Source organism: Brevibacterium daeguense, from assembly GCF_021729135.1.
Taxonomy (GTDB): domain Bacteria; phylum Actinomycetota; class Actinomycetes; order Actinomycetales; family Brevibacteriaceae; genus Brevibacterium; species Brevibacterium daeguense.
The window spans coordinates 55,517-77,562 of the sequence record NZ_JAJTWW010000023.1 but is presented as its reverse complement, the minus strand read 5'-3'; the positions used below and the strand labels follow the sequence as shown (position 1 = coordinate 77,562).

13 protein-coding genes are annotated in these 22,046 nt (G+C 69.3%); 11 read left to right on the top strand and 2 right to left on the bottom strand.

The window, feature by feature from the left end:
• Window positions 1-55: 55 nt before the first annotated feature.
• The 5 genes from LXN01_RS15025 (at window position 56) to LXN01_RS15005 (ending at window position 7,936) form a co-directional block, all read left to right on the top strand.
• Window positions 56-1,159 carry a dipeptidase gene (locus LXN01_RS15025; RefSeq protein ID WP_236866476.1) on the top strand — a complete coding sequence of 368 codons (1,104 nt, stop codon included), beginning with the start codon at window positions 56-58 and terminating at the stop codon, window positions 1,157-1,159.
• A gap of 363 nt (window positions 1,160-1,522) precedes the next feature.
• On the top strand, window positions 1,523-1,804 hold the full coding sequence (locus LXN01_RS15020) for a hypothetical protein (RefSeq protein WP_236866474.1): 282 nt from the start codon (window positions 1,523-1,525) through the stop codon (window positions 1,802-1,804).
• A gap of 117 nt (window positions 1,805-1,921) precedes the next feature.
• Window positions 1,922-6,655, top strand: a complete 4,734-nt coding sequence (locus tag LXN01_RS15015) for a DUF4011 domain-containing protein (RefSeq protein ID WP_236866473.1) — start codon at window positions 1,922-1,924, stop codon at window positions 6,653-6,655.
• Window positions 6,656-6,733: 78 nt separating this feature from the next.
• Entirely contained in the window at window positions 6,734-6,952 is a 219-nt protein-coding gene (locus LXN01_RS15010; protein ID WP_236866471.1) for a dodecin, read from the top strand.
• A 204-nt stretch (window positions 6,953-7,156) separates the two neighbouring features.
• Window positions 7,157-7,936, top strand: a complete 780-nt coding sequence (locus tag LXN01_RS15005) for a carbon-nitrogen hydrolase family protein (RefSeq protein WP_236866470.1) — start codon at window positions 7,157-7,159, stop codon at window positions 7,934-7,936.
• A 45-nt stretch (window positions 7,937-7,981) separates the two neighbouring features.
• Here LXN01_RS15005 and LXN01_RS15000 read toward each other — a convergent pair whose 3' ends face one another.
• Both LXN01_RS15000 and LXN01_RS14995 read right to left on the bottom strand, forming a co-directional pair.
• Window positions 7,982-9,379, bottom strand: a complete 1,398-nt coding sequence (locus LXN01_RS15000) for an APC family permease (RefSeq protein ID WP_236866468.1) — start codon at window positions 9,377-9,379, stop codon at window positions 7,982-7,984.
• A 286-nt stretch (window positions 9,380-9,665) separates the two neighbouring features.
• Window positions 9,666-11,291, bottom strand: coding sequence for an amidohydrolase (locus LXN01_RS14995; RefSeq protein ID WP_236866466.1), 1,626 nt, complete (start codon window positions 11,289-11,291; stop codon window positions 9,666-9,668).
• Window positions 11,292-11,961: 670 nt separating this feature from the next.
• Between LXN01_RS14995 and LXN01_RS14990 the strand changes: the two genes are divergently transcribed.
• The 6 genes from LXN01_RS14990 (at window position 11,962) to LXN01_RS14965 (ending at window position 22,046) form a co-directional block, all read left to right on the top strand.
• A complete protein-coding gene (locus LXN01_RS14990) occupies window positions 11,962-13,488 on the top strand; it encodes a class I adenylate-forming enzyme family protein (RefSeq protein ID WP_236866463.1) in 1,527 nt (508 codons plus the stop codon).
• 79 nt (window positions 13,489-13,567) lie between these two features.
• Complete coding sequence (locus LXN01_RS14985) at window positions 13,568-15,682, top strand: DUF3556 domain-containing protein (protein WP_236866462.1); 2,115 nt, start codon at window positions 13,568-13,570, stop codon at window positions 15,680-15,682.
• Complete coding sequence (locus LXN01_RS14980) at window positions 15,679-17,148, top strand: phytoene desaturase family protein (RefSeq protein ID WP_272902533.1); 1,470 nt, start codon at window positions 15,679-15,681, stop codon at window positions 17,146-17,148. Before LXN01_RS14985 ends, LXN01_RS14980 begins: the two co-directional genes overlap by 4 nt.
• 19 nt (window positions 17,149-17,167) lie before the next feature.
• Window positions 17,168-18,418: a PucR family transcriptional regulator gene (locus LXN01_RS14975; protein ID WP_236866460.1), complete on the top strand. Its 1,251-nt coding sequence runs from the start codon at window positions 17,168-17,170 to the stop codon at window positions 18,416-18,418.
• 91 nt (window positions 18,419-18,509) lie between these two features.
• A complete protein-coding gene (locus LXN01_RS14970; RefSeq protein WP_236866458.1) occupies window positions 18,510-19,346 on the top strand; it encodes an SDR family oxidoreductase in 837 nt (278 codons plus the stop codon).
• Between the two features lie 192 nt (window positions 19,347-19,538).
• A complete protein-coding gene (locus LXN01_RS14965) occupies window positions 19,539-22,046 on the top strand; it encodes a HelD family protein (RefSeq protein WP_236866456.1) in 2,508 nt (835 codons plus the stop codon).

Below are 22,046 nucleotides of genomic sequence, written 5' to 3'. Positions count from 1 at the left end.
ACCTGACCACCTCACCAGCCCCGACCCATGAAAGATCGAGGTTAGAGTGAGGGCCGTGAACACCATCCCCGTATTCGACGGCCACAACGACCTCGCCTGGGCGATCCGGAGCAAGTTCCACAACAATGTCTCCGCAGTCGACCTGCACTCCCATCAGCCCCGGCTGCACACGGACATTCCGCGACTGCGGACCGGGGGAGTGGCCGCCCAGTTCTGGTCCGTCTTCGTGCCGTCGGACATGGCGCCTGCGAAGGCGGTGACGGCAACCCTCGAGCAGATCGACACCGTCCGCCGGCTCGCCGACCAGCACCCGGACGCCTTCGAGCTCGTCGACTCGGCCGCCCAGGCGCGAGCAGCGATCGACCGCGGCAGGATCGCCTCGCTGCTGGGCATCGAGGGCGGCCACTGCATCGACTCCTCCCTCGGGGTGCTGCGCAGCATGCGCCGGCTGGGCGTGCGCTACCTGACGCTGACCCACAACGACGACATCCCCTGGGCATCCTCGGCGACCGGCGCCGGCCCCGACGCGGGGCTCAGCGAGTTCGGCCGCGAGGTGGTCAGGGAGATGAACCGCATCGGCATGATCGTCGACCTCTCGCATGTCTCCCCGCAGGTCATGGACGACGCGCTCGCCGCCTCGGCGCGGCCGGTGATGTTCTCCCACTCCTCGTGCCGGACGGTCACCGACCATCCGCGCAACATCCCGGACGCGGTCCTCGAACGACTCCCCGCCAACGGGGGCATCGCGATGGTGACCTTCGTGCCCGCCTTCGTCTCCGAGGCGTGCGCCGAGCACAAGGCACACTCCGCCGAGGCGCGCTCCCGCCTCGGCCTGCCCGACGACTTCCATGAGGGGCCGGCCGAGGAGGACCCCGAGGCGCTGCGAGAGTTCGCGGACTGGCAGGCCGCCCATCCCGCGCCCACGGCGACACTGGACGACGTGATCGCCCACATCGAGCACGCCCGCGAGGTGGCCGGCATCGAGCACATCGGCCTGGGCGGCGACTTCGACGGCATCGAGGAGCTGCCCGAGGACTTCGACGGCGTCGCGGCGTACCCGCTCGTCTTCCGGGCGCTTGCCGACCGGGGCTGGAGCGAAGCGGACCTGCGCAAGCTGGGCGCAGAGAACGCCCTGCGCGTGCTCGCCGACAACGACTGACCGCTTCGGTCTGGGCTTGCGGCAGTGCCGTGCTCACCCATGGACGCGCCAGGGGCGCGTCCGTGCTGAGGGGTACAGTTTCGATTGTCGTCGCAGCTTGCAAACAGAACGGTGCGCATCGTGGCCGAATCATCCTCGTGGGACAACCGGGAACCGATCATCAGACGTGACGAGGACAGCCCCACGCGCCCGTTCCCCCCGGGAACCGGCTCAGGTGCGTCGTCGGAAGACGTGCCGCCTGCCGGCCTGTCCGGGCCGCAGACCCACTACTTCCAGCGACCGAGCCCGCCGCCGGTCAGCCCCATCCATCAGACCGGTCCTGCTTGGCCCGTGCAGCCGTGGAATCCCGGCCAGAATCCGCCGATGAACCAGTCCCCTCCAGGTCCGCCTCCGCATGGACAGCATCCGAATGGTCTGCAGCCGGTCCACCAGCAGGGCTATCCGCAGCATCCACACCCGCAGTTCGCTCAGCCGGGGCCCTATCCGTATCCGCCGCAGGTCGTCGTCTCGCCGGCGCAGCACGTGACGGTCCAGAACGGCTATCGGCGAGGAACGTCCCACGGGCTTCACCTGATCATCACGCTGCTGACCGGCGGCCTGTGGCTGCCCGTGTGGCTCATCGTCGCGATCGCGAATCGACGCTGACACCAGCCTCGTCACAACGACTGACCCGCCGCTGTGCAGCACTGCTTCCCACTGGCTCTGCCTCCGCTGACGCCTTGCTGAGTTCCCGTGTCACGGGCACCCGTTACGCTGGGCGACATGCTCAACGAGGACGAGAAGCAGGACACCGCCACCCCGGCCCTGCAGATCATCGCTGCCGCCGACTCCGTGGTCCCCGTGCTGCGGGACCGCATTCTGGAACTCTCTCCGGAGGCCATCGACGAGGAGACGTGGCTGCGCATCCTGGCCGGTCGGGGCTCCTCCGGACGCACAGCACCCGGACGGGCTCCCAGCTTCGACTCCCCGGCGGACCTGCTCACCGTCCTCGCCGAATTCGACGGGTCGCTGGCCATCGGCGGCTCCCCGCTGCGCGCTCGGTGGGCCCGGGATGCGATCACCCACCTCACCATCGCGCACACGCGGCCGGACAGCGTCGACGCCGCACTCGTCACCCGCTTCACCGACACCCTTGCCATGCTGATGGAGAGCATCGGCCTGGGCATGATTGCCGCCGAGGCGCCCGCCGCCGACCGGCCCGGCACTCGCCTCACCGACCACCACCTGCACACCGAGCTCGATGAGCTTGCCGTCGAGCTCGTCGTCCACGATGTGTACAGCCAGCGGCTGGCCGCGGCCGGCATCTCACCGATCATCAGCATCGCGCTGACCAACTCCGGCAAGACGCCGGTCGTGGTGTCGACGCTGGAGGCCGCCTTCGCCGGCCGCTCCGAGCGCGAGAACTGGTGGCGGGGCCCGGAGATCGAGATTCCCGCCGGTGACACCGTCCACCTCGACCGCTATGAGCTGAGCTGGAATCCGTCCATCCCGGGCGCCGCCGGCGGAAGCACCGGAACCACGACCACAGGTGGGTCTGCCGCGAAGGCAGATGTGCCGACGGACGACGAGCTCATCATCGCCATCGGCGCGGCCGGCCGGTCCCGCGAGCTCACCGCACCGGTGTCCTGGATCCCGGCCGGCAGCTGGAGCCTCGCCGCCCCGCCTGAACTCGTCGCCGACTTCGTGCACTCGGCCGACCCCGCGATCCACGCGCTCGCCGCGACGCTGCCCGCCCCACCCGGCCCCGACGAGGAACCCCGCACCGCCGCGCAGGTGCTGGAACTCGCCGCCCGCGCCGTCGACCACAAGCTCACGGTCACCCCCGAGCAGCTGGGCGAAGCCCCCGCCTCGTTCCGGACGCCCAGTGCGGTGCGCGCCGCCGGGACGGCCTCGACGAGCGAGCGGGCGCTGCTGATCGCCGGGCTGCTCGAATACCTCGACGTGCCCGTCGCCCTCATCGGCACCCGTGCCGGCCTGTACGCAGGTGTCGGCCACAGCTTCGACATCGCGGAGGTGACCGCGCTGCGGTCCCACGCCGCCGTCCAGGCGGAGCTGTCGGCGATGACGACGGCGGGCGTGCCTCATTCGGCGTCGCGCACCGGCTTCACCACCGGCGACGCCGCCTTCATCGTCGACCTCGGCGCCGCCCGCGGCCTCATCGGTGCCGCCGATACCCCGGCCCCGGCAACGGCAGGCGCCGGCAGGGGCGATGCGGCGGGCACCTCGGGAGTGGGCGGGGCACCGGCCGCGGAGCCGCGGTCCTTCCACCGCTGGAAGCGCGAGCTGCTCGACCTGAGCTTCACCAACCCGCTGCTACGGCTGCGCGCGACCTCCGGCGCCGCGCTCCAGGTGCCGCGGGAGGCGCTCGCCGAGTTCGAGGACCGGCTCTCGGCCGGCACGGCGTTCTCGCTGCAGCCGCGCTCGCGCACGCAGTCGACCGACCGTGGCCTGCCGGTCGACCGGTATCGCCTGGGCTCCGGCGGCCACGGAGGCCTCGGCGGACACAAGCCGGTCGCCGAACCGGTCGCGGACCTGCGGGCCGGTCGGCTCACTGCGGTGCCGTACAGCGGATCCTTCGACACCCGACTGCAGCAGCTGTCGCAGGAGGCGCGCAAATCCAAGCAGGAGAACGGCTACCCCTCGCTGTTCGTCACCATCGGCAGTGTCGAATGGCTGGACCGCAAGGGCAAGGAGGGGCACTCGCCGCTGCTGCTGGCCCCCGTGAACATCACCGGCACCGCCCGCACCGGCTACGGCATCCACCTGGAGCCCGGCGGGGAGATGCAGACCAACCAGAGCCTGGCCGAGAAGCTCCGCGGGGAGACGGGCCAGCAGATCCCGGTGCTCTCCAACCCGCCGACCGACGCCGCAGGACTCGACGTCGAACGCGTCCTCGCCCAGCTGCCGCACGATCTGCAGGCGGCCGGGATCGGCGCTCGCATCCATCACGACGTCCGCCTGGTCCGGCTGGCCTACGGCACGCTGCCGCAGTGGCGCGACCTCAACGACAACTGGCGGGAGCTGCTGCGCTCGCCGGTCGCCGAGCACATCACCCGCACCCCCTTCGCCCGGTTCCGCGACCCGCGGCCGCCCGCCGAGCTCACCCCCGACTCCGAGGTGAGCACGTGGCTGCCCTCGCGGGCCGACAGCAGCCAGCTCGATGCCGTCGTCGCCGCCGGGAACGGCAACTCGTTCGTGCTCGAGGGCCCACCCGGCACCGGCAAGTCGCAGACCATCACCAACATGATCGCGGACGGGCTGGCCCGCGGCCGGCGGATCCTGTTCGTCGCGGAGAAGCAGGCCGCGCTCGACGTCGTGCAGCGGCGCCTGCGTGCCTTCGGACTCGACCCGCTGGTGCTCGACGTGCACTCGTCCAGGCAGTCCGGTAGGGCCGTGCGCGAACAGCTCGCCGCCTCCCTCAAGGTCCCGGCGCAGGCCCAGCTCGATAGGCTCGCCGCCGCCCGCAGGGAGCTCGCCGAGGTCGTCGCTCGACTGCGCGCCTACCCGGAGGCGCTGCACGGGCAGGGCGGGCCTTCCGACTCGACTGCCGCGGCCTCGGGTGCCGCTGCCTCAACCGGCCATGACGAGAACGTGTGGTCGCTGTTCCAGACCTGCCTCGAGGAGGAGTCGGAGCTCGACCCGACCGCCGAATGGCAGCCCGAACACCTCGCCCCCGCAGAACTCCTCGCCCACGGTGAGCCCGATGAGGCGCAGCTGGCAGGCCTCGCCAAGCGGATCCGGCGCCTGCGGCGGCGGGTCGACGGGGACGTGTCCGAGCGCGCCGACAACCAGGACGGCGACGTCGTGCAGCTGCGGAAGGCTCTGCGCGAACTCGCGGACGCCGGGCTCATCCGCCCGGCGGCGGAGATCTCCCGGGGGCGCAGCGCCGACAAGCTCGCCGAGGCGATCAGCCTGGCACTCGCGCGGGAGCGCCTGCGACGGGCAGTCGAGGAGTCCGGATTGAACGAATTCAGCGGGACGGACCGGGCGCAGACCGTGCGCCGCTACGTCGAGCTGGCCGAGCAGGTCACCGCGCTCACGCGGGATGCGATGGTCGGCGTGATCGCCGGCCGGCGGTCGTGGAACGCCGGTGACGGACCGTCGCCGGAGTTCACCGCCGAGGTGAACAAGGTGCGCGGCGGAACCATCCGGCGGCTGTTCCAGGAGTTCGGCGACGAGGTGCTCTCGACCACGCCGTGCGTGCTCATGAGTCCGGCCGGCGCGTCCAAATACCTGCCCGTCGCCGGTCCCCGGTTCGACACCGTGATCTTCGACGAGGCCTCCCAGATCACCACCGCCAGCGCGATCGGCGCTCTGGGCAGGGCGCAGGCAGCCGTCATCGTGGGCGACTCCCAGCAGATGCCGCCCTCGACCGAATTCGCCGCCGACACCGAGGAGGAGCTGCCAGAGGCCGAGACCGAAGGCCGCGGGACCAGCCGGCGCCTGGAATCCGTGCTCACACAGGCAGTGAACGCGGGCTTCGAGCGCAAGTGGCTGCAGTGGCACTACCGCAGCCGCAACGAGGAGCTCATCGCCTTCTCCAACCGCAAGTACTATCGCGGCAAGCTCGCGTCATTCCCCGCGCCCCCCGTCGCGGACCGGAAGTTCCCTGTCGATCTGCGGTTCATCGGCGGCGAGTACGCGAAGGGCCCGGGCGGCGCAAAGGTCAACCGCGCCGAGAGCGAGGCGGTAGTCGCCGAGGTGCACGCGCGCCTCACCAGGTCACCGGAGAAGTCGATCGCAGTGGTGACCTTCAACGCCTCCCAGCGCACCTTCATCGAGAACGCGCTGGAATCCTCCGGGGACCCGCGCATCCTCGCCGCACTCAGCAGCGACGGCGAGCCGCTCATGGTCAAGAACGTCGACAATGTGCAGGGCGACGAGCGCGACGTGGTGCTGTTCTCGATCGGGTATGCCCCCGACCGCAGAACCGGCCGCCTCAACCAGAGCTTCGGGCCCGTCAACCGCGCCGGCGGTGAGCGCCGCTTCAACGTCGCGATCACCCGCGCCCGGGAGGAGATCGTCATCTTCACCTCCCTGCGCTCCGACGACCTCGACCTGCGCAGCTCTCGTTCGCGCGGCCTGCAGGACCTGCGCGACTATCTCGCCGACGCCGAGCGCGGCTCCGTGGTGCGCCGGCAGTCGGTCAGCGATCGGAGCACGTTGTACCGGGATCAGATCGCCGCCCGCCTGCGGGAGCGCGGCCTGACCGTGGAGACCGGAGTGGGCACGTCCTCGTTCGTGGTCGACCTCGCGGTGCGCGTGGGCGATTCCGGCTGGCTGGCGCTGCTGCTCGACCCGCCGTCGTGGGCGGCGATGCCGACCGCGTGGGATCGGGACGGGCTGCCGATCACGGTGCTCGAGGGATCGATGGGCTGGATCCGCACCGAGCGCGTGCTGGTCGCCGACTGGCTCACCGACCCCGGTGCGGTTGTCGAGAAGGTTGCGGACGCGGCCCAGCGCGGTCTCGAGGCGACGGCCGGGGTCAAGGGGTAGACCGCCTCGGCGTCCTCCCGTAGCGTGGGTGGCCCGCGCCGAGGCGCCGGTGCCTCGGGCCGGCCACCAGGAGGAATCATGGCGAACAACGTCTACAACATCACGGAGATCGTCGGCACGTCACCCGATGGAATCGACGCAGCGATCACCAATGCCATCGCCGAGGCGGCGCGGACTCTGCGTCATCTCGACTGGTTCGAGGTGCAGTCGGTCCGCGGTCACCTCGAGGACGGGAAGATCTCCGACTGGCAGGTGACGGTGAAAGTCGGATTCCGACACGAGAACCTCAAGGTCTGAGCTCGCCCGCGCCCGCGCCTGCGCGACGACCGGGCGCGCAGGCGAGATCCGATCGCGGCCGGCCGGAGTCCGGAACCGAGATGCCTCGGGTCCGGACTCCGGCACGCCAGGTGGTTCCACGCGTTGGCCGGGTGGCGCCACGCATGAATGCCGCGCTTCGCGGGATGCCAGTGCAACACGGTGACTCTGGGGCATAATCGTGCCATGGAACTCACCATCGCGGCATGGCAGACCAGCAGCATCCCCGGTGACCCGGACGCCAATCTGCGCCGGCTGGCGGAGACGGCCCGTCAGGCGTCTGCCGCCGGAGCGGATGTCCTCGTCACCCCGGAGATGTTCCTCACCGGCTACAACATCGGCGCCTCCGCCATTGCGGAGCTCGCGCAGCGCGACCTGACCGGCGAGGTTGCCGACATCGCCCGCCAGGCGGAGATCGCGATCGTCGCCGGACTCCCCGTCGTGGCCGACGGCCAGGTCTACAACGCCTGCGTGTTCGTGGCCGAGTCCGGTGAGGTCAGAGCCGTGCACCACAAAGTTCACCTGTTCGGGGACCTGGACAGAGCGGTGTTCGCCGCCGGCTCGGTGCCGTGCACGCTCGTCGAGCACCGCGGCGCACAGCTGGCGATGATGATCTGCTACGACGTCGAGTTCCCGGAGTACGTGCGATCAGCCGCAGTCGCAGGAGCCGAGGTGCTCCTCGTGCCGACCGCGAACATGCAGCCCTTCGACATCGTGCCGAGGACGATCCTGCCCGCCCGCGCCTGGGAGAACCAGCTGGCCATCGCCTACGCCAACCACGTCGGCGCCGACGGCGACCTGCTCTACACCGGCCTCAGCGGCATCTTCGGCCCGGACGGCGAGGCGCTGATGATGGCCGGGCGGTCCGAGTCGCTGCTCATCGCGACTGTCGACACGGCGCAGGTGCAGGCGGACCGGAAGGCCAACCCGTACCTGGAGGACCGCCGACCGGACGTCTACCGCTGAGGCGCGGGCCGGGGCGAGCAGCCCGGGCCGAGCTCGGCCCCCTGATCACGCCCGCGCAGGCTCCGCGCCCGCGACCGCCTCGGGATCGGCCTCACTGAAGTCGAGCTTGGGCGCCGGGCGCCGGAAGAAGCGGGTGAGGTAGAGCAGGTGGATGACGCCGAGCGCCACCCACGCCAGCCCGACGGCGAAGGTCGTGCCCGACAGCGAGGTCCACAACCACAGGCACAGCGCCACCCCGATGGCGGGCACCACGATGTACTTGACGGCCTCGACCCCGTGCCTGCGGCCCTTGTCGATCGCGTAGTGCTTGATCACGCTGAGATTGACGAAGGTGAACGCGATGAGCGCGCCGAAGCTGATCATCGACGAGGCAAGCTCCAAGCTGATCAGCAGCGCCACGAGGGAGACCACGCCCACGACCAGTGAGGCGAGGTAGGGGGTCTTGAAGCGCTGGTGCACTTTGCCGAAGACCGAGCGCGGCAGCGTGCCGTCGCGGCCCATCGAGAACAGGATCCGGGAGACGGACACCTGGGAGGCCATCGCCGAGGCGACACAGCCGGCGACGTAGGCCGCGGTGAAGAACGCGGTGAGGAAGCCGCCGCCCACGTGCATCATCACGTCGACCGCGGCGGAGTCGGCGTCGGTGAAGTCCTGCCAGTTCGGGAAGGCCACATGCCCCAGCCACGACAGCCCGATGTAGATCAGGCCCGACACGACGGTGCACAGCAGGATCGCGCGCGGAATCGTCTTCCGCGGCGACTTGGTCTCCTCCGACAGCGTGGACACCGCATCGAAGCCCAGGAACGACAGGCACAGGATCGCAGCACCGGCGAGGATGGTGGAGAAGTCGAACTCCGAGCTGTAGAACGGGGCGAGCGGGCTGATCGGCTCGGCCTGGCCTCCGTACGTGGCGATCGCCATCACCAGGAACACGGCGATGAACGCGATCTGCGCGCCGACGAGCACCATGTTCGCGCTCGCCACCAGCCGGATGCCGAGCACGTTGAATACGGTGACGAGGACGATCGCCGCGACGATCCAGATCCAGGCGGGCACGGTGGGCAGGGCGACGGACATGTAGATGCCGATCACCATGTAGTTGATCATCGGCAGGAACAGGTAGTCCAGCAGCAGCGCCCAGCCGGCGAGGAACCCGATCGAGGCGCCGAAGGACTGCTGCGTGTAGGTGTACGCGGATCCCGCCACCGGGAAGGCCCGCACCATGTTCGCGTACGCGATGGCCGTGAAGATCATCGTGATGGTGGTGACGATGTAGGCGGCGGGCAGGTGGCCGGCGGTCAGCTCGGTGACGATGCCGTACGTCGTGAAGACCGTCAGCGGGACCATGTATGCCAGGCCGAAGAACACCACGGACGGCAGGCCCAGCGTGCGCTTGAGGGAAGGATTGCGGGACGCGGTGTCCCGAGGTGTTGACGACGACATCTGTGTGCCTCCTGCGGCAGTGGTGTCAGGGTGGCGAGTTCCGGTTGCGTCGCCGCCGCCTCGACCGCAGCCGAGGCGGTGGCGGGCTCAGCCCGAGTCGTCACCGTTGACGAGATGGATCAATTGAATCCGTGCCGGAGAGAGAAATCAAGACTATTTATCGTCGGGTTGCGGTTATTATGATGCGATTTTCCGCATTCCGGGCGCAGGTGGCGGTTCAGCTGGTGCATTCCGCGGCGGTCAGCGCCGGTCCGGGCCACGGTTGTGTGCCGGTCCGCGCCACGTGTCAGCGGCGATAGACGATCTCGCCGCTCACCATCGTCCAATCGACGGGGATCAGCGGCAGCTGATCCGGGTCCGCCGCAACGGGGTCCTCGGCGAACAGGGCCAGGTCGGCGGTCGCGCCCGGAGTGATGACTCCCAGGTCCGTGCGTCCCAGCGCCTCGGCCGCCCAGCGGGTGTAGCCGAGCAGGGCCTCTTCCCCGGACAGGCGCTGATCGGGTTCGAAGACGGGCGCCTCGGGAACTCCCGGGGTTCGGCGCAACCGCGTCCACGCCATCCCGAGCCGGGCGTCGTGCTGGGCCACGGGCCAGTCGGAGCCGAGCGCCACTCGTCCGCCGGCGTCGAGGACGTCCTTGATGCGGAAGGCGCGCTTGGCCCGCTCCGGGCCCAGCCGGGTGGCCCAGGAGTCGGAGTGGTCGCCCTCGCGCCACTGCATGTGGAGCGGCTGCATCGAGGCGACGACACCGGTCTGACCGAGCACCACCACGTCGTCATCCGAGATCACCTCGAGGTGCTCGATCCGGTTGGGCGCGCCCTGCAGCGATGTGGTCCCGAGTTCGCGATACGTGCGGAGGATCTCGGCGACCCCGGCGTCGCCGCACGAGTGGGTGGCAATCTGGTACCCGGCGTCGAGGTAGCGGCGGGTCACCTCGTGGTAGCGCTCGACGCTGTTCCAGAACGCCCTGCCGCCCTGTCCGCAGACATCGGGCTCCTGCAGCCAGGCGGTCCCGGTGTCGATCACGCCGTCCATGAACATCTTGATCAGCTGAATCCGATAGCGGTCCCCGGACGTGCCGAGCATCGAGATCAGCTCCTCGACGCGGGCGTCATCGTCGCTCGGGCGGTGCCACATGGCGAGGTGGAGCCGCACCGGCAGGCCGCCGCTGCTTTCGATCGCGTTGAGGATGCCGAGGTGCCAGTCGCGGCCGTCCGTCACCACGCCGGAGGTGATCCCGGAGCGGCTGAGCTCGGAGAGCAGGGCTCGCACGCGCTCGACGTAGTCGCTGTGCTCGAGCGGGGGAGCGGCGTCGAGGAGGAGGGAGTAGGCGGGGATCTCGCGCAGCTCTCCGGTCGGCGTGCCGGAGTCGTCGGTGACGACGAGGCTGTTGTCGGCGAACTCCTCGCGTCCGGTGACTCCTGCTGCGCTCAGGGCGGCGGCATTGGTGACCGCCGTGTGGAGGTCGTAGAACAGCAGCACCATAGGCCGGCCGCCCAGCACGTCGTCGAAGAGGTCACCCCGGAGCTCGTTTTCGAAGACCTTGTAGTCGAGGTTCCACCCGCGCAGCCATTCGCCCTCGGTGAGTCGTTGTGCTTCAGCGGCGAGGGCGGCGCGGACGCCGGCGAAGTCGAGGCCGCCCAGGTCGACTCCGCGCGTCAGCTCCAGACCCCACACCGGGTGGATATGGGAGTCGATGAGGCCGGGAATAAGGGTGCCGCCTCGGGCGTCGATGATCTGAGTGGAATCGGTGGCGAGTTCCAGCACTTCGCTGTCGGCGCCGACGGCGGTGATCTTCCCGTCCGCGATCGCGACTGCTGTGGGTTCGAAGGTTTCGGCTGCGTGCGATGAGGTCGACGTCGATGTCGCCTCCATGGTGCGCACCTTTGCGCCCCTGATGATCGTGTCGGTCATGGAAGAAAGGTACCCGATACAGGGCGCTGTTCCCGAGTGATTCCTTCGCAGCAGACTGCCCGGCCCACTCGCTGCAGAACCGCCCGCCGCACTGCGTGCGGCGAGCGGTTCTGTCGTAGCCCCTGCTTTCGGGGGTGTTGATCACACGTTCGAGAAAATGAAGATTCCCAGGGCGATGATCGCCAAGATGCCGACAATGGTCCAGATCAAGTTGCTTCCGCGCATGTCATCCTCTTCTCTGTTGCCCGTGTCGTCCCAGGCCGTGCTTCGTGTGGAGCCGGCCTCCGACTTTCTTGCCATTTGTCAGGTTAACTTGTCATTTGGGGCGGCGCAACGATGGCGCGAGGGCGGGTTGCCGAGAGCGCTCTCTGACTGATCTCGGATCAGTCCGGCTTCGTCACAAGCACCACGCTCCACGTCGACGTCGGATACGTCACCGGACGCTGATCCCGCATCCACCCTCGCCCGTCGCGCCGCTCCAGGTGCGGCGGGCAGTTGCTTTTCCGGGCCCCGCGGGGAAAGCCCTGAACAAGCCACTTAGTGCACTCTGCACAACCCGCCGCCCCAAGTTCGTTCTCGCGGGCCATGTGATCGCACATCCCTCCTGCCTACGCTGAGTAAGCACGTTGACAGTCAACGACGACACTCGTCAGCAGTTGGAGGAACCCCTGTGTCCACGTATCTCCCCTGGTCGGCCCCGTCCGAGCGGCAGGACAAGCCCTGCCTGGCCGACGCCAACACCGCGCTGACCTACCGCGAGGTCGCGGAGCGCACCGAAGCCTTCGCCGCCCAGCTCGCCTCTCGTGGCGTCGGGCGCGGCGACATCATCGCCGTCATGCTGCCCAACCGGGTCGAACTGGTCATCGCGATGTTCGCCGCCTGGTACCTCGGCGCCGCCGCCACCCCGATCAACCCGGTGTTCACCGACGACGAGGCCGGCCACCAGCTCGCCGACTCCGGCGCGAAGCTCGTCGTCACCGCGGAACCGGACCGGTTCGCGTACCGCCTCCCGGCCATCGGCGTCGGGGACATGGCGACCGAGGCGCCCGAGACCGCGCTCGCCCCCGTCGACCTCTCCGAGGATGACCTCGCGCTCGTCATCTACACGAGCGGTTCGACCGGCCGGCCCAAGGGCGTGATGCTCGACCACGCGAACCTGCACGCGATGTCGGCGCAGATGCTCGAGCGCTTCACACTGACCGAAGACGACCACTGCATGCTGGTGCTGCCGCTGTTCCACGTCAACGCGATCATGGTCAGTGTGCTCACGCCGCTGCGCGCCGGCGCCCGGACCACAATCCTGGAGCGCTTCCACCCGCGCGACTTCCTCGACGCGATCGCGACCCACCGGCCCACCTACTTCTCCTGCGTCCCGACGATCCTGGCCAAGCTCACCGAGCTGCCGGCCGGCTTCATCCCCGACACCGGCTCCCTGCGGTTCGCGATCTGCGGAGCCGCCCCCGCCTCGGCGGAGCTGCTGGCCCGGGCGGAGGAGCGCTTCGGCCTGGTCGTCGCGGAAGGCTACGGCCTGACCGAGGCGACGTGCGCCTCGGCGTGCAACCCGATCGACGGGGTGCGCAAGCTCGGCACGGTGGGCCCGGCGATGCCCGGCCAGCAGATCCGGATCGTCGACCCCACCGGGGCCGAGGCGCCGACGGGCCGGTCCGGCGAGGTCGTCATCAGCGGCCCCACCGTGATGCGCGGCTACCTGGGCAATCCCGAGGCGACCGCGACGACGATCGTCGACGGCTGGCTGCACACCGGTGACATCGGCACGCTCGACGAGGACGGCTACCTGTCCATCGTCGACCGGCTGAAGGACATGATCATCCGCGGGGGAGAGAACATCTACCCCAAGGAGATCGAATCCGTCCTCTACGGCGTCGACGGCGTGCTGGAGGCCGCCGTGGTGGGCAGGCCGGATCCCGTGCTCGGCGAGGTGCCGGTCGCGCGCGTGTCCCTGTACCCCGGCAGCACGCTCACCGCCGAGGACCTGATCGCCGAATGCCGCTTGCGGCTGACCAAGATCAAGGTTCCCGTCGAACTCACGATCATCGACGAGATCCCCAAGAATCCCGTCGGCAAGATCGACAAGCCCCGGCTGCGCTCCGAGCTCAGCCCCGAACCCGAGGCGCCGGCCGGCACGCCGTTGGCTGCCCGACCTGGGGCGGCCGCAGCACAGCCGACCGCCGTCTGACGCCTCACCACTCGTGCGGGGTCGCGCTCGCGAACCCGACCACCACCACCACCGCAAACCCGCGCTTCAAGGAGGAATCATGGGTTTCAGAACACCGGACCTGCCCGCCGCAGGCCCCGCCGCCGTTGTCCGCATGCCGTTCCAGGAGCGGATGAAGACGCTCTCCCAGCACTGGGGCGAGTACGGCTTCGGCGTGCCGAAGAACATCCTGATGTTCTACGTCATCAAGATGGCCGTCTACATGGTGCTCGGCGTGCTCATCGTCGGGCTCACCACCCCGGCACTGGGCGGCTTCGCCGAGTTCACCAGCTGGTGGACGGAGCCGATCGTCTACCTCAAGCTCATGGTCTTCACGATCCTGTTCGAGATCACCGGCTGGTCCTCGTCGTCAGGACCGATGGCGTTCAAGGTCAAGCCGCCCATCGGCGGCATCCTGTACTTCGCCCGAAGGGGCACCCTGCGGGTCCCGCCGTGGCCGGACAAGGTTCCGCTCACGGGCGGTGACCACCGCACGCTGTGGGACGTCGCGCTCTACTGGGCGATTCTCGCGAACCTCGTGTTCCTGCTGGTCCATCCGGGTGCCCGCATCGACCTCGTGCCGAATGCCGAAGCCGGCCTGCTGCCCGCCTGGGCGCTGCTGACGTACCTCGGGCTGCTGGGGCTCATGGGCCTGCGCGACAAGGTCGTGTTCCTCATCTCGCGCGCCGAGCAGTACCCGCCCATCCTGCTGGCCTTCGCTGTCCTGACGTCCTTCACCGACATGATCGTGGCGGCCAAGATCGTCATCGTCGTGGTGTGGGTGGGTGCGGCCGTGTCCAAGCTCGGCCGCCACTTCAGCCCGGCCGTGGCCGCGATGATGGCGAACACCGCGTGGGTTCCCTCCCGGGCGATCAAGCGGGCACTGTACAAGGACTTCCCGCGTGACCTGCGGCCCTCGAAGTTCACCACCTTCATGGCCCATGTGCCGGGCACCATCCTCGAGGGCCTGCTGCCGCTCGTGCTGCTGTTCTCGACCGACCGGACGATCACCGCGATCGCGCTCGTGGGCATCATCGCGTTCCACGTCTTCATCATCTCGACGATCCCGCTCGCGGTGCCGCTGGAGTGGAACATCTTCTTCATCTTCTCCGCGATCTTCCTGTTCTGGAACTTCCCGGCGCAGGCCGGCTACGGGGTCTTCGACTTCAGCTCGCCGTGGATCGCGGCCGCCGTCGTGATTCTCATGGTGCTGCCGCCGATCGTCGGCAACATCCGGCCGGACTGGATCTCCTTCCTCGTCTCCTACCGCCAGTACGCCGGCAACTGGGCCTCGGCGGTGTGGGCGTTCCGCGACAAGGAGACCGAGCTCAAGATCGAGCAGCACATCATCAAGTCCAACGCCATGCACGCCACCCAACTGGAGGCGGCATACGGCGAGGACCTGGGCGAGATGTTCGTGCAGAAGACGAATGCCTGGCGCAGCATGCACAGCATGGGCCGCGCGCTGCACTCGCTGCTGCGCCGGCACACCGAGAACATCGACACCTACCGGATCCGGGAGGCGGAGACGGTCTGCTCGGCACTCGTCGGCTGGCAGTTCGGCGACGGCCACCTGCACGACGAGCGGCTCATCACGGCGGTCCAGAAGCGCTGCAACTACGAGCCCGGCGACCTGGTCGTCGTGTTCACCGAATCCGAGCCGATCCACCGCAACTACACCGAGTACCGGGTCATCGACGCAGCCCTCGGCGTGGTCGAGCGGGGCTGGTACTGGACCAAGGACTCCTCGGAGGCGCAGCCCTGGCTGCCCAACGGCCCGATTCCGCACCGCGTGACGTGGACGCTTCCGGGCTATGTCGCTCCGGGTGATTCCATGCTCGTCGCCCAGAGCGCCGGGGCCACCGACGTCGCGGACGCCGTCGAGGTCCAGCAGGACGCCGCCGAGGTGGTCGATTCCGCCGCCGCCCAGGCCGGCATGACGAGCGCGGACTTCGGGCCGGAAGGTGCGCAGCGCGCCGCGCGGCGTCCCGTGGACGACTACCCGGCACAGGCGGACACCGCGCAGGTCGCACCTCCCACGGACCGGGCGGCGTTCGACGGGCAGGCCGCCGCCGAGGCGCCCGCCCCGGTCCGCCGGCAGCCGCAGCCGGCGGAGGCCGGGCTCGAAGCAGTCGCCGAGCCCGTGTCCGGAGACCGTGACAGAATGCAGGAATGACGAAGGCGATCGTGGTCGGCAGCGGGCCCAACGGGCTCGCTGCCGCCGTGACGCTGGCCCGCCGGGGGCTGGACGTCACGGTGCTGGAGGCCGCTGACACTCCCGGCGGCGGAACCCGTTCGGCTGAGCTCACCCTGCCCGGAGTCCTCCACGACGAGTGCTCCGGCTTCCACCCGCTGGCCCTCGACAACGCCTTCGCCGGCGAGGCCGACCTGTCCCGCTACGGGCTGGAATGGCTCTGGCCGGAAATCCAGTACGCGCACCCGCTCGACCACGGCGCGGGCGCGGCGGCCTGGCAGGACGTCGCCACCACCGCCCGGCATCTGTTCGACGACGGGGACACCTGGGCGAAGGTGTTCGGGCCGCTGGCCCGGAACTTCCCCGACACCACCGACGACTTCCTCCGGCCCATGCTCCACGTCCCGGAGCACCTGTTCAAGCTCGCGCACTTCGGCGGCTTCGCCGGCATGCCGGCCGCGCTGGTGGCGCAGCTGTGGAAGACGCCCGAGGCGCGCGCCCTGTTCGGCGGGGTCGCCGCCCATGCCTTCCGCCCGCTGACCACGCTCGCGTCGTCGGCGATCGGCGTCGCGCTCGGCACCGCCGCCCACGCCTACGGCTGGCCGGTGGCCAAGGGCGGATCGCAGGCGATCGCCACCGCGACGATCGCAGCGCTCGAGGGCCTGGGCGGGCGCGTGGAGACGGGCGTGCAGGTGCGCTCGCTCGCCGATCTCCCGGACGCCGAGGTGATCATGCTCGACACCGGCCCGGCGGCAGCGGCGGACATCGCGGGAGACCGGCTGCCGCCTCGGGTGCGGCGGGGGCTGCGCCGGTTCCGGCACGGGCCCGGCGCGTTCGTCGTGAACTTCGCGGTCGAAGGCGGGATCCCCTGGGAGTATCAGCAGGCGCGCGCTGCCGGCACCGTCCACGTCGCCGGCACCTTCGAGGAGATCGCCGCCGCTGAACGGCAGATCAACCAGGGCGTCATGCCCGAGCGGCCCTTCGTCCTCCTGGGTCAGCAGTACCTGGCGGATCCGGGGCGCTCGGCCGGCGATGTCCACCCGATCGACGCCTATGCTCACGTGCCGGCAGGCTACGAGGGCGACGCGACCGAGGCGATCGAGGAGCAGATCGAGCGGTTCGCCCCCGGGTTCCGCGAACGGATCGTCGGCCGGCACGTCCGGTCGACCGCGGAGCTGGAGGGGAAGAACCCGAACTACGTCGGCGGGGACATCGTGACCGGTGCGAACTCGGCGTTCCAGTTGCTGCTGCGGCCGCGCGTGAGCGTCGATCCGTACTCGCTCGGCGCGCCGGGTCTCTTCCTGTGCTCGGCGGCCACCCCGCCCGGAGCCGGAGCGCACGGGATGTGCGGGTACAACGCGGCCCGGTCCGCACTGGCCCAGCTCGGGGAAGAAGTGCAGCTCGGGGAAGAAGCGCGGGTCGGTCCGCGCACAGTCGACGGAGACTGATGAGGACTGGAGTGGTCACGTGGATGCGGAGATCGCGCTGATCGGCGAGCGGCTGCACAAGCGCTTCGACGAGATCTGCACGGAGATGACGAACACGATCGCCTCCCAGGTCGATTTCCTCGATGAGCCGGAGCTGCTGAACATGCTCGCCGCAAGCGTCGAGGGCAACGTCGACACGATCGTCACCATGCTGCGCAACTCCATCCCGTTCGAGCGTGTGCGGCCGGACACCGCCGCCGTCGAGTATGCCTATCGGCTGGCGCAGCGCGGGGTGCCGTCCGATGCGCTGCGGCGCGCCTACCACCTGGGCTCGGAGACCGTGCGCACCTTCGTCTTCGCGGAGATCCAGGCCCTCGAGAGCCCGCCGGAGAAGAAGCTCTACGTCCAGCACCACCTCGACGGCTTCATGCACCGATACGTCGACTGGATCACCCAGGAGATCCTCGCCGCCCATGCGGAGGAGACTCGCCGCCGGCTGGAGGACAGCGCCTCGGCGACCTCGAGCCTGGTGCGGCAGGTGCTCGACGGCCAACCCGTGGCGGCGACCGAGTTCGAGGCGCACGCCCACTACCGGCTTGGACGGACGCATCGGGCGGCCGTGGTGTGGGTGGACCGGGCCAACCCGGGCGTGGACTGCACGCCCGAGCTGTCGGCCTTCACCTCCCGGGTCGCGCATGCCTTCAACCGTGCCGCTCCTCGCCTGTTCACCGCAGTCGACCGCGGAATGGCCTGGGTGTGGTTCGGCGTGGGCTGGGGCGAGCGACCCGACGCCACGAGGCTGACGGCAGCGCTCGACGAGCTGCCGGGAAGCAGGATCGCCTTCGGCAGCACCGAGGAGGGCGCGCGCGGATTCCGCCGCTCCCACGACCAGGCCGAGGCGGCGACGCGGGTTGCGCTGGCTGCCAAGGATTCTGCGCCTCGGACGATGTTCTACGGCGAGCCGGGAGTGGCGATCACCTCGGTGCTCGTGTCCGAGATGCCGGCGACGCAGGCGTGGATCGCCGATCAGCTGCGCGGACTCGCCGAGGACTCCGAGAACGCCGCACGTCTGCGCGAGACCCTGGGCTGCTTCCTCGCCAACGAGAGCAGCTACACGCGGACCGCAGCGGAGATGAACCTCCACCGCAACACAGTCAGATACCGGGTGGAGAAGGCGATCGAGCTGCGTGGGAAGCCGCTGGCCAGCGCGCCCACCGACCTGGCGATGGCGCTGCAGGTCTGCGAGATCCTCGGCCTGGCGGCGCTGCGGCGCGGCGAGCATTCTGACTGAGGCACAGTGCGCATTCCGATTGGGCACTGCGAATTATCGATGAGGTACTGAGCACTTTCCGATTCGGCACACCACGAGAAGGAGACAGGACATGACAGAGCAGCAGCGCTTCGACGGGCAGACCGTCTTCATGACCGGCGGCAGCCGTGGAATCGGGCTGGCGATCGCCCAGAAGCTGGCCGGCGAGGGGGCGAACATCGCCTTCGTCGCCAAGACCGACACCCCCGATCCGCGCCTGCCCGGAACGGTGCACACCGCGGCCGCGGCGATCGAGGAGGCGGGCGGCAGCGCCCTGCCGATCGTCGGCGACATCCGTGACGACGCGGCGGTCGCCTCGGCGGTGGAGCAGACGGTCGAGCGGTTCGGCGGCATCGACATCGTGGTCAACAACGCCTCGGCGATCGCGCTGCAGGGGATCGGACAGCTGCCCGCCAAGCGCTACGACCTCATGCAGGACATCAACTCCCGCGGCACCTTCACCGTGCTGTCGGCTGCCCTGCCGGAGCTGCTGGAGTCGTCACAGCCGCGCGTGCTGACGCTCTCGCCGCCGCTGAACCTCGATCCCAAGTGGTTCGCCCAGCACGCCCCGTACACCCTGAGCAAGTACGGAATGACCATGCTCACCATCGGAGTCGCGGAGCAGTACCGGGAGCAGAAGATCGCAGCGAACTGCCTGTGGCCGCGCACGCTCATCGCGACCGCGGCGGTGCAGAACGTCGTCGGCGGCGACGAGGCCATGAGGGCAGCGCGGCGTCCGGAGATCATGGCGGATGCCGCCGCCGAGGTGCTCGCCCGGTCAGCGGACGAAGCGACGGGGGAGTGCTTCGTCGACGAGGAGGTGCTGCGCCAGGCAGGAGTCACTGACTTCTCCCGCTACCTGCACGAGGGCGCGACGGAGGAGTCGCTGGGGCAGGACCTGTTCCTCTGATTCGAGCGGGACCTTCAGCGCAGCACCGAGGCGAAGAGCCGGTACAACCGCTCTCAGCATCCGGCGGGGGAGTACGTCGTGTCCGTGCCTCCGGTCATACTGTGAACAGATCCTTGAAAACCGAAGCAATCGAGGATCGGACAAGTTCTGCATTGCCGCAGATCCGCACAGCACAGCCCGAGGCAGGCATCGGTGACAGCACAGTACACTGACACGACCGCAGAGCTCAGCGCCGAGCAGCGGTACTTCGACCACGCGCTCCGGACGCACACGGATGATCAGCAGAAGCGCGCGTCTGCGCGCGTCGAGGGCAACGCCGGCGACCGCCGGGCACAGGCCAAGGCCATGCAGCGCCCCAACGCCCTGGGGCCGAACGATCCTGTCGCCTTCGGCCGCCTCGACCTCGAGGACGGCAAGCGGTTCTACGTCGGCAAGCAGGCGATCGTCGACGATCACGGGGACGTGCTCGTCGCCAGCTGGAAGTCCAAGATCGGTGACAGATTCGCCTCCGCCCAGCCGGGAGATCCCAGGGGAGCAGCGCTGAAGCGCAGCTTCACCACCGAGCGGAACACGATTCAGCGCTTCTCCGATCTCGTCTTCGAGCAGCTCGCCGAGGAGCTTGCCGCGCTCGACGAGGGCCAGATCCTCATCGAGGACGAGCTGCTCGTCAGCCTCGAATCGAATCGCACGGACAAGATGAAGGACATCGTCAGTACGATTCAGGCGGCGCAGTACCAGGTCATCGCCCATGAGCCGAAGTCCCTGCTCGTCATCCAGGGCGGTCCCGGCACCGGCAAATCGGTCGTGGCGCTCCATCGGGTCTCCTGGCTGCTCTTCAATCAGAAGGGACTGAAGTCCGAGGATGTCCTGGTCGTGGGTCCGAACACGACATTCACCAAGTACATCCAGGACGTCCTGCCGGCCCTCGGCGACCACGACATCCGGCACCTCGCCCTCGACCAGCTCGTCAGGGACTTCGGCGTCCGCGGCGGCCACGACCGTCCGGCGATCGCCCGTATCAAGGGCGACCGGCGCATGCACGACGTGCTGGCCGAAGGTCTCCGGCAGCGGGTGCGGAGCGTCAGCACGGGCCTGGCGGTGCGGCGGGCCTCCTCGAACCTGACCGTCGACATTCCCGCCGCGGTGGTGCAGGGATTGGTCAAGCCCCTGTCGTACCTGCCCTACTCGGAAGGACGTGCGCGCTTCGTCGAGGCCCTGCGCGGAGAGCTCCAGCGCGCGCTGGGAAGCCGTTCCAGCGCGACCTTCGACAGGACCTTCGATGCCGTCTCGTTCAACCAGCAGGTCGACCGAGTGTGGCCCACGCTGTCCCCGCAGCAGTTCCTGCGTGAGCTGCTGGGGTCGACCAGGCGGCTCAAGGACGCCGGAGAGCAGGAGCTGTCACCTGACGAGCTCAAGCTGCTGTACCGGCCGGCGGCCCGGTACATCGGCGACGAGCCATGGACGGTCGAGGACGCGTTCCTCCTCCATGAGGTGCGCGCCCTGATCGGTGCTGACTACCAGCGGCGGTACGCGCACATCGTCGTCGATGAGGCGCAGGACCTCAGCGCAATGCAGCTGATGGCGCTGGAGCGGCTGTCCGAGAACGGGGCGATGACGCTGGTCGGTGACATCGCGCAGTCGACCGGTCCGTTCGCCCGTGACTCCTGGGATCCGATCATGACGGCGCTGCACCGCGACGGAATGCCCGCCTCCCGGCAGACGCTCAAGCACGTCTACCGCGTGCCGAGCGAGATCTTCGACGTGGCGAACGCACTGCAGGACGAGGTGGCACCGCACCTCGACCCACCGCAGTCGGTCCGCTCGACGGGCGTGCCGCCGACCGTCGTGAACGCGGACGCGGAGGTCGTCGCCCAAGGGGTGGCGAACCGCGCTCGCACGCATGCGGGCAGTGGGCTGATGGTCGGCGTTGTCGCGGCTGCCCCACTGCTTGCTCAGATCTCGGCCGTCCTCGACGCGGAAGGCGTGCGTCATTCGCTGCCCGAGAACGGCAGCCTCGGCACCAACATCAACCTGCTCGCACCCGATCAGGTGAAGGGCCTGGAATTCGACGCCGTGGTCATCGCGGATCCGGACGGGATCTATCGCACCGACGACGGCGCGCGGCTGCTGTACATCGCCCTGACTCGCGCCACCGCACGGCTCGACCTGGTGCTGGCCGAGAGCCGGGTCCCGGCCCCGCTGTCCGAGGTGCTCGCCGGATTCGAATGGACCGAGCTCCGGGCACCAGAGCCGCAGCCTGAGCTCGAGTCCGGGGCTGTCGCGGGTCCGGGGCCGGAGGTGCTGAATGAGAAGTTGCCGCCGGACCGAACTGCGGCAGAGGCGGACCATCCCGTCGTCGAATCGACCGCGGCGGCCGATGCCCACGGCGCTCCGCTCGCAATGACAGCATCGTCCGCTGTCCCCGCGAGCGAGCGCCGCGAGGAGGCTGGGCCCGGAGCCCTACTGCAAGAGCAGGAGCCCGGTCGCCGCGCGGTGCAGCACGAACCCGGCCTCAATACAGGAGGTGGGCAGCCCGTACCGGCAGCACCCTACCTGGCCGGGTCGCTCACCGATTCGATGGCCGATGCTGCCGCAGCACTGCTGATCCAGCAGGTGCAGAGCATGGTGGCCCCGGGCTTGGTGCTGCCGGTGGTCGAGCGGATGCTGGTGAAGCTCAGGGAGGAGCAGGTCGACAGGTGA

What these genes read in the sequence shown, in the direction of transcription:
- LXN01_RS14970 (WP_236866458.1), top strand. Translation starts at nt 18,510, where the DNA reads ATGACAGAGCAGCAGCGCTTCGACGGGCAGACCGTCTTCATGACCGGC.
- LXN01_RS15010 (WP_236866471.1), top strand. Translation starts at nt 6,734, where the DNA reads ATGGCGAACAACGTCTACAACATCACGGAGATCGTCGGCACGTCACCC.
- LXN01_RS14995 (WP_236866466.1), bottom strand. Translation starts at nt 11,291, where the DNA reads ATGACCGACACGATCATCAGGGGCGCAAAGGTGCGCACCATGGAGGCG.
- LXN01_RS15005 (WP_236866470.1), top strand. Translation starts at nt 7,157, where the DNA reads ATGGAACTCACCATCGCGGCATGGCAGACCAGCAGCATCCCCGGTGAC.
- LXN01_RS14985 (WP_236866462.1), top strand. Translation starts at nt 13,568, where the DNA reads ATGGGTTTCAGAACACCGGACCTGCCCGCCGCAGGCCCCGCCGCCGTT.
- LXN01_RS15020 (WP_236866474.1), top strand. Translation starts at nt 1,523, where the DNA reads ATGAACCAGTCCCCTCCAGGTCCGCCTCCGCATGGACAGCATCCGAAT.
- LXN01_RS15000 (WP_236866468.1), bottom strand. Translation starts at nt 9,379, where the DNA reads ATGTCGTCGTCAACACCTCGGGACACCGCGTCCCGCAATCCTTCCCTC.
- LXN01_RS14980 (WP_272902533.1), top strand. Translation starts at nt 15,679, where the DNA reads ATGACGAAGGCGATCGTGGTCGGCAGCGGGCCCAACGGGCTCGCTGCC.
- LXN01_RS15015 (WP_236866473.1), top strand. Translation starts at nt 1,922, where the DNA reads ATGCTCAACGAGGACGAGAAGCAGGACACCGCCACCCCGGCCCTGCAG.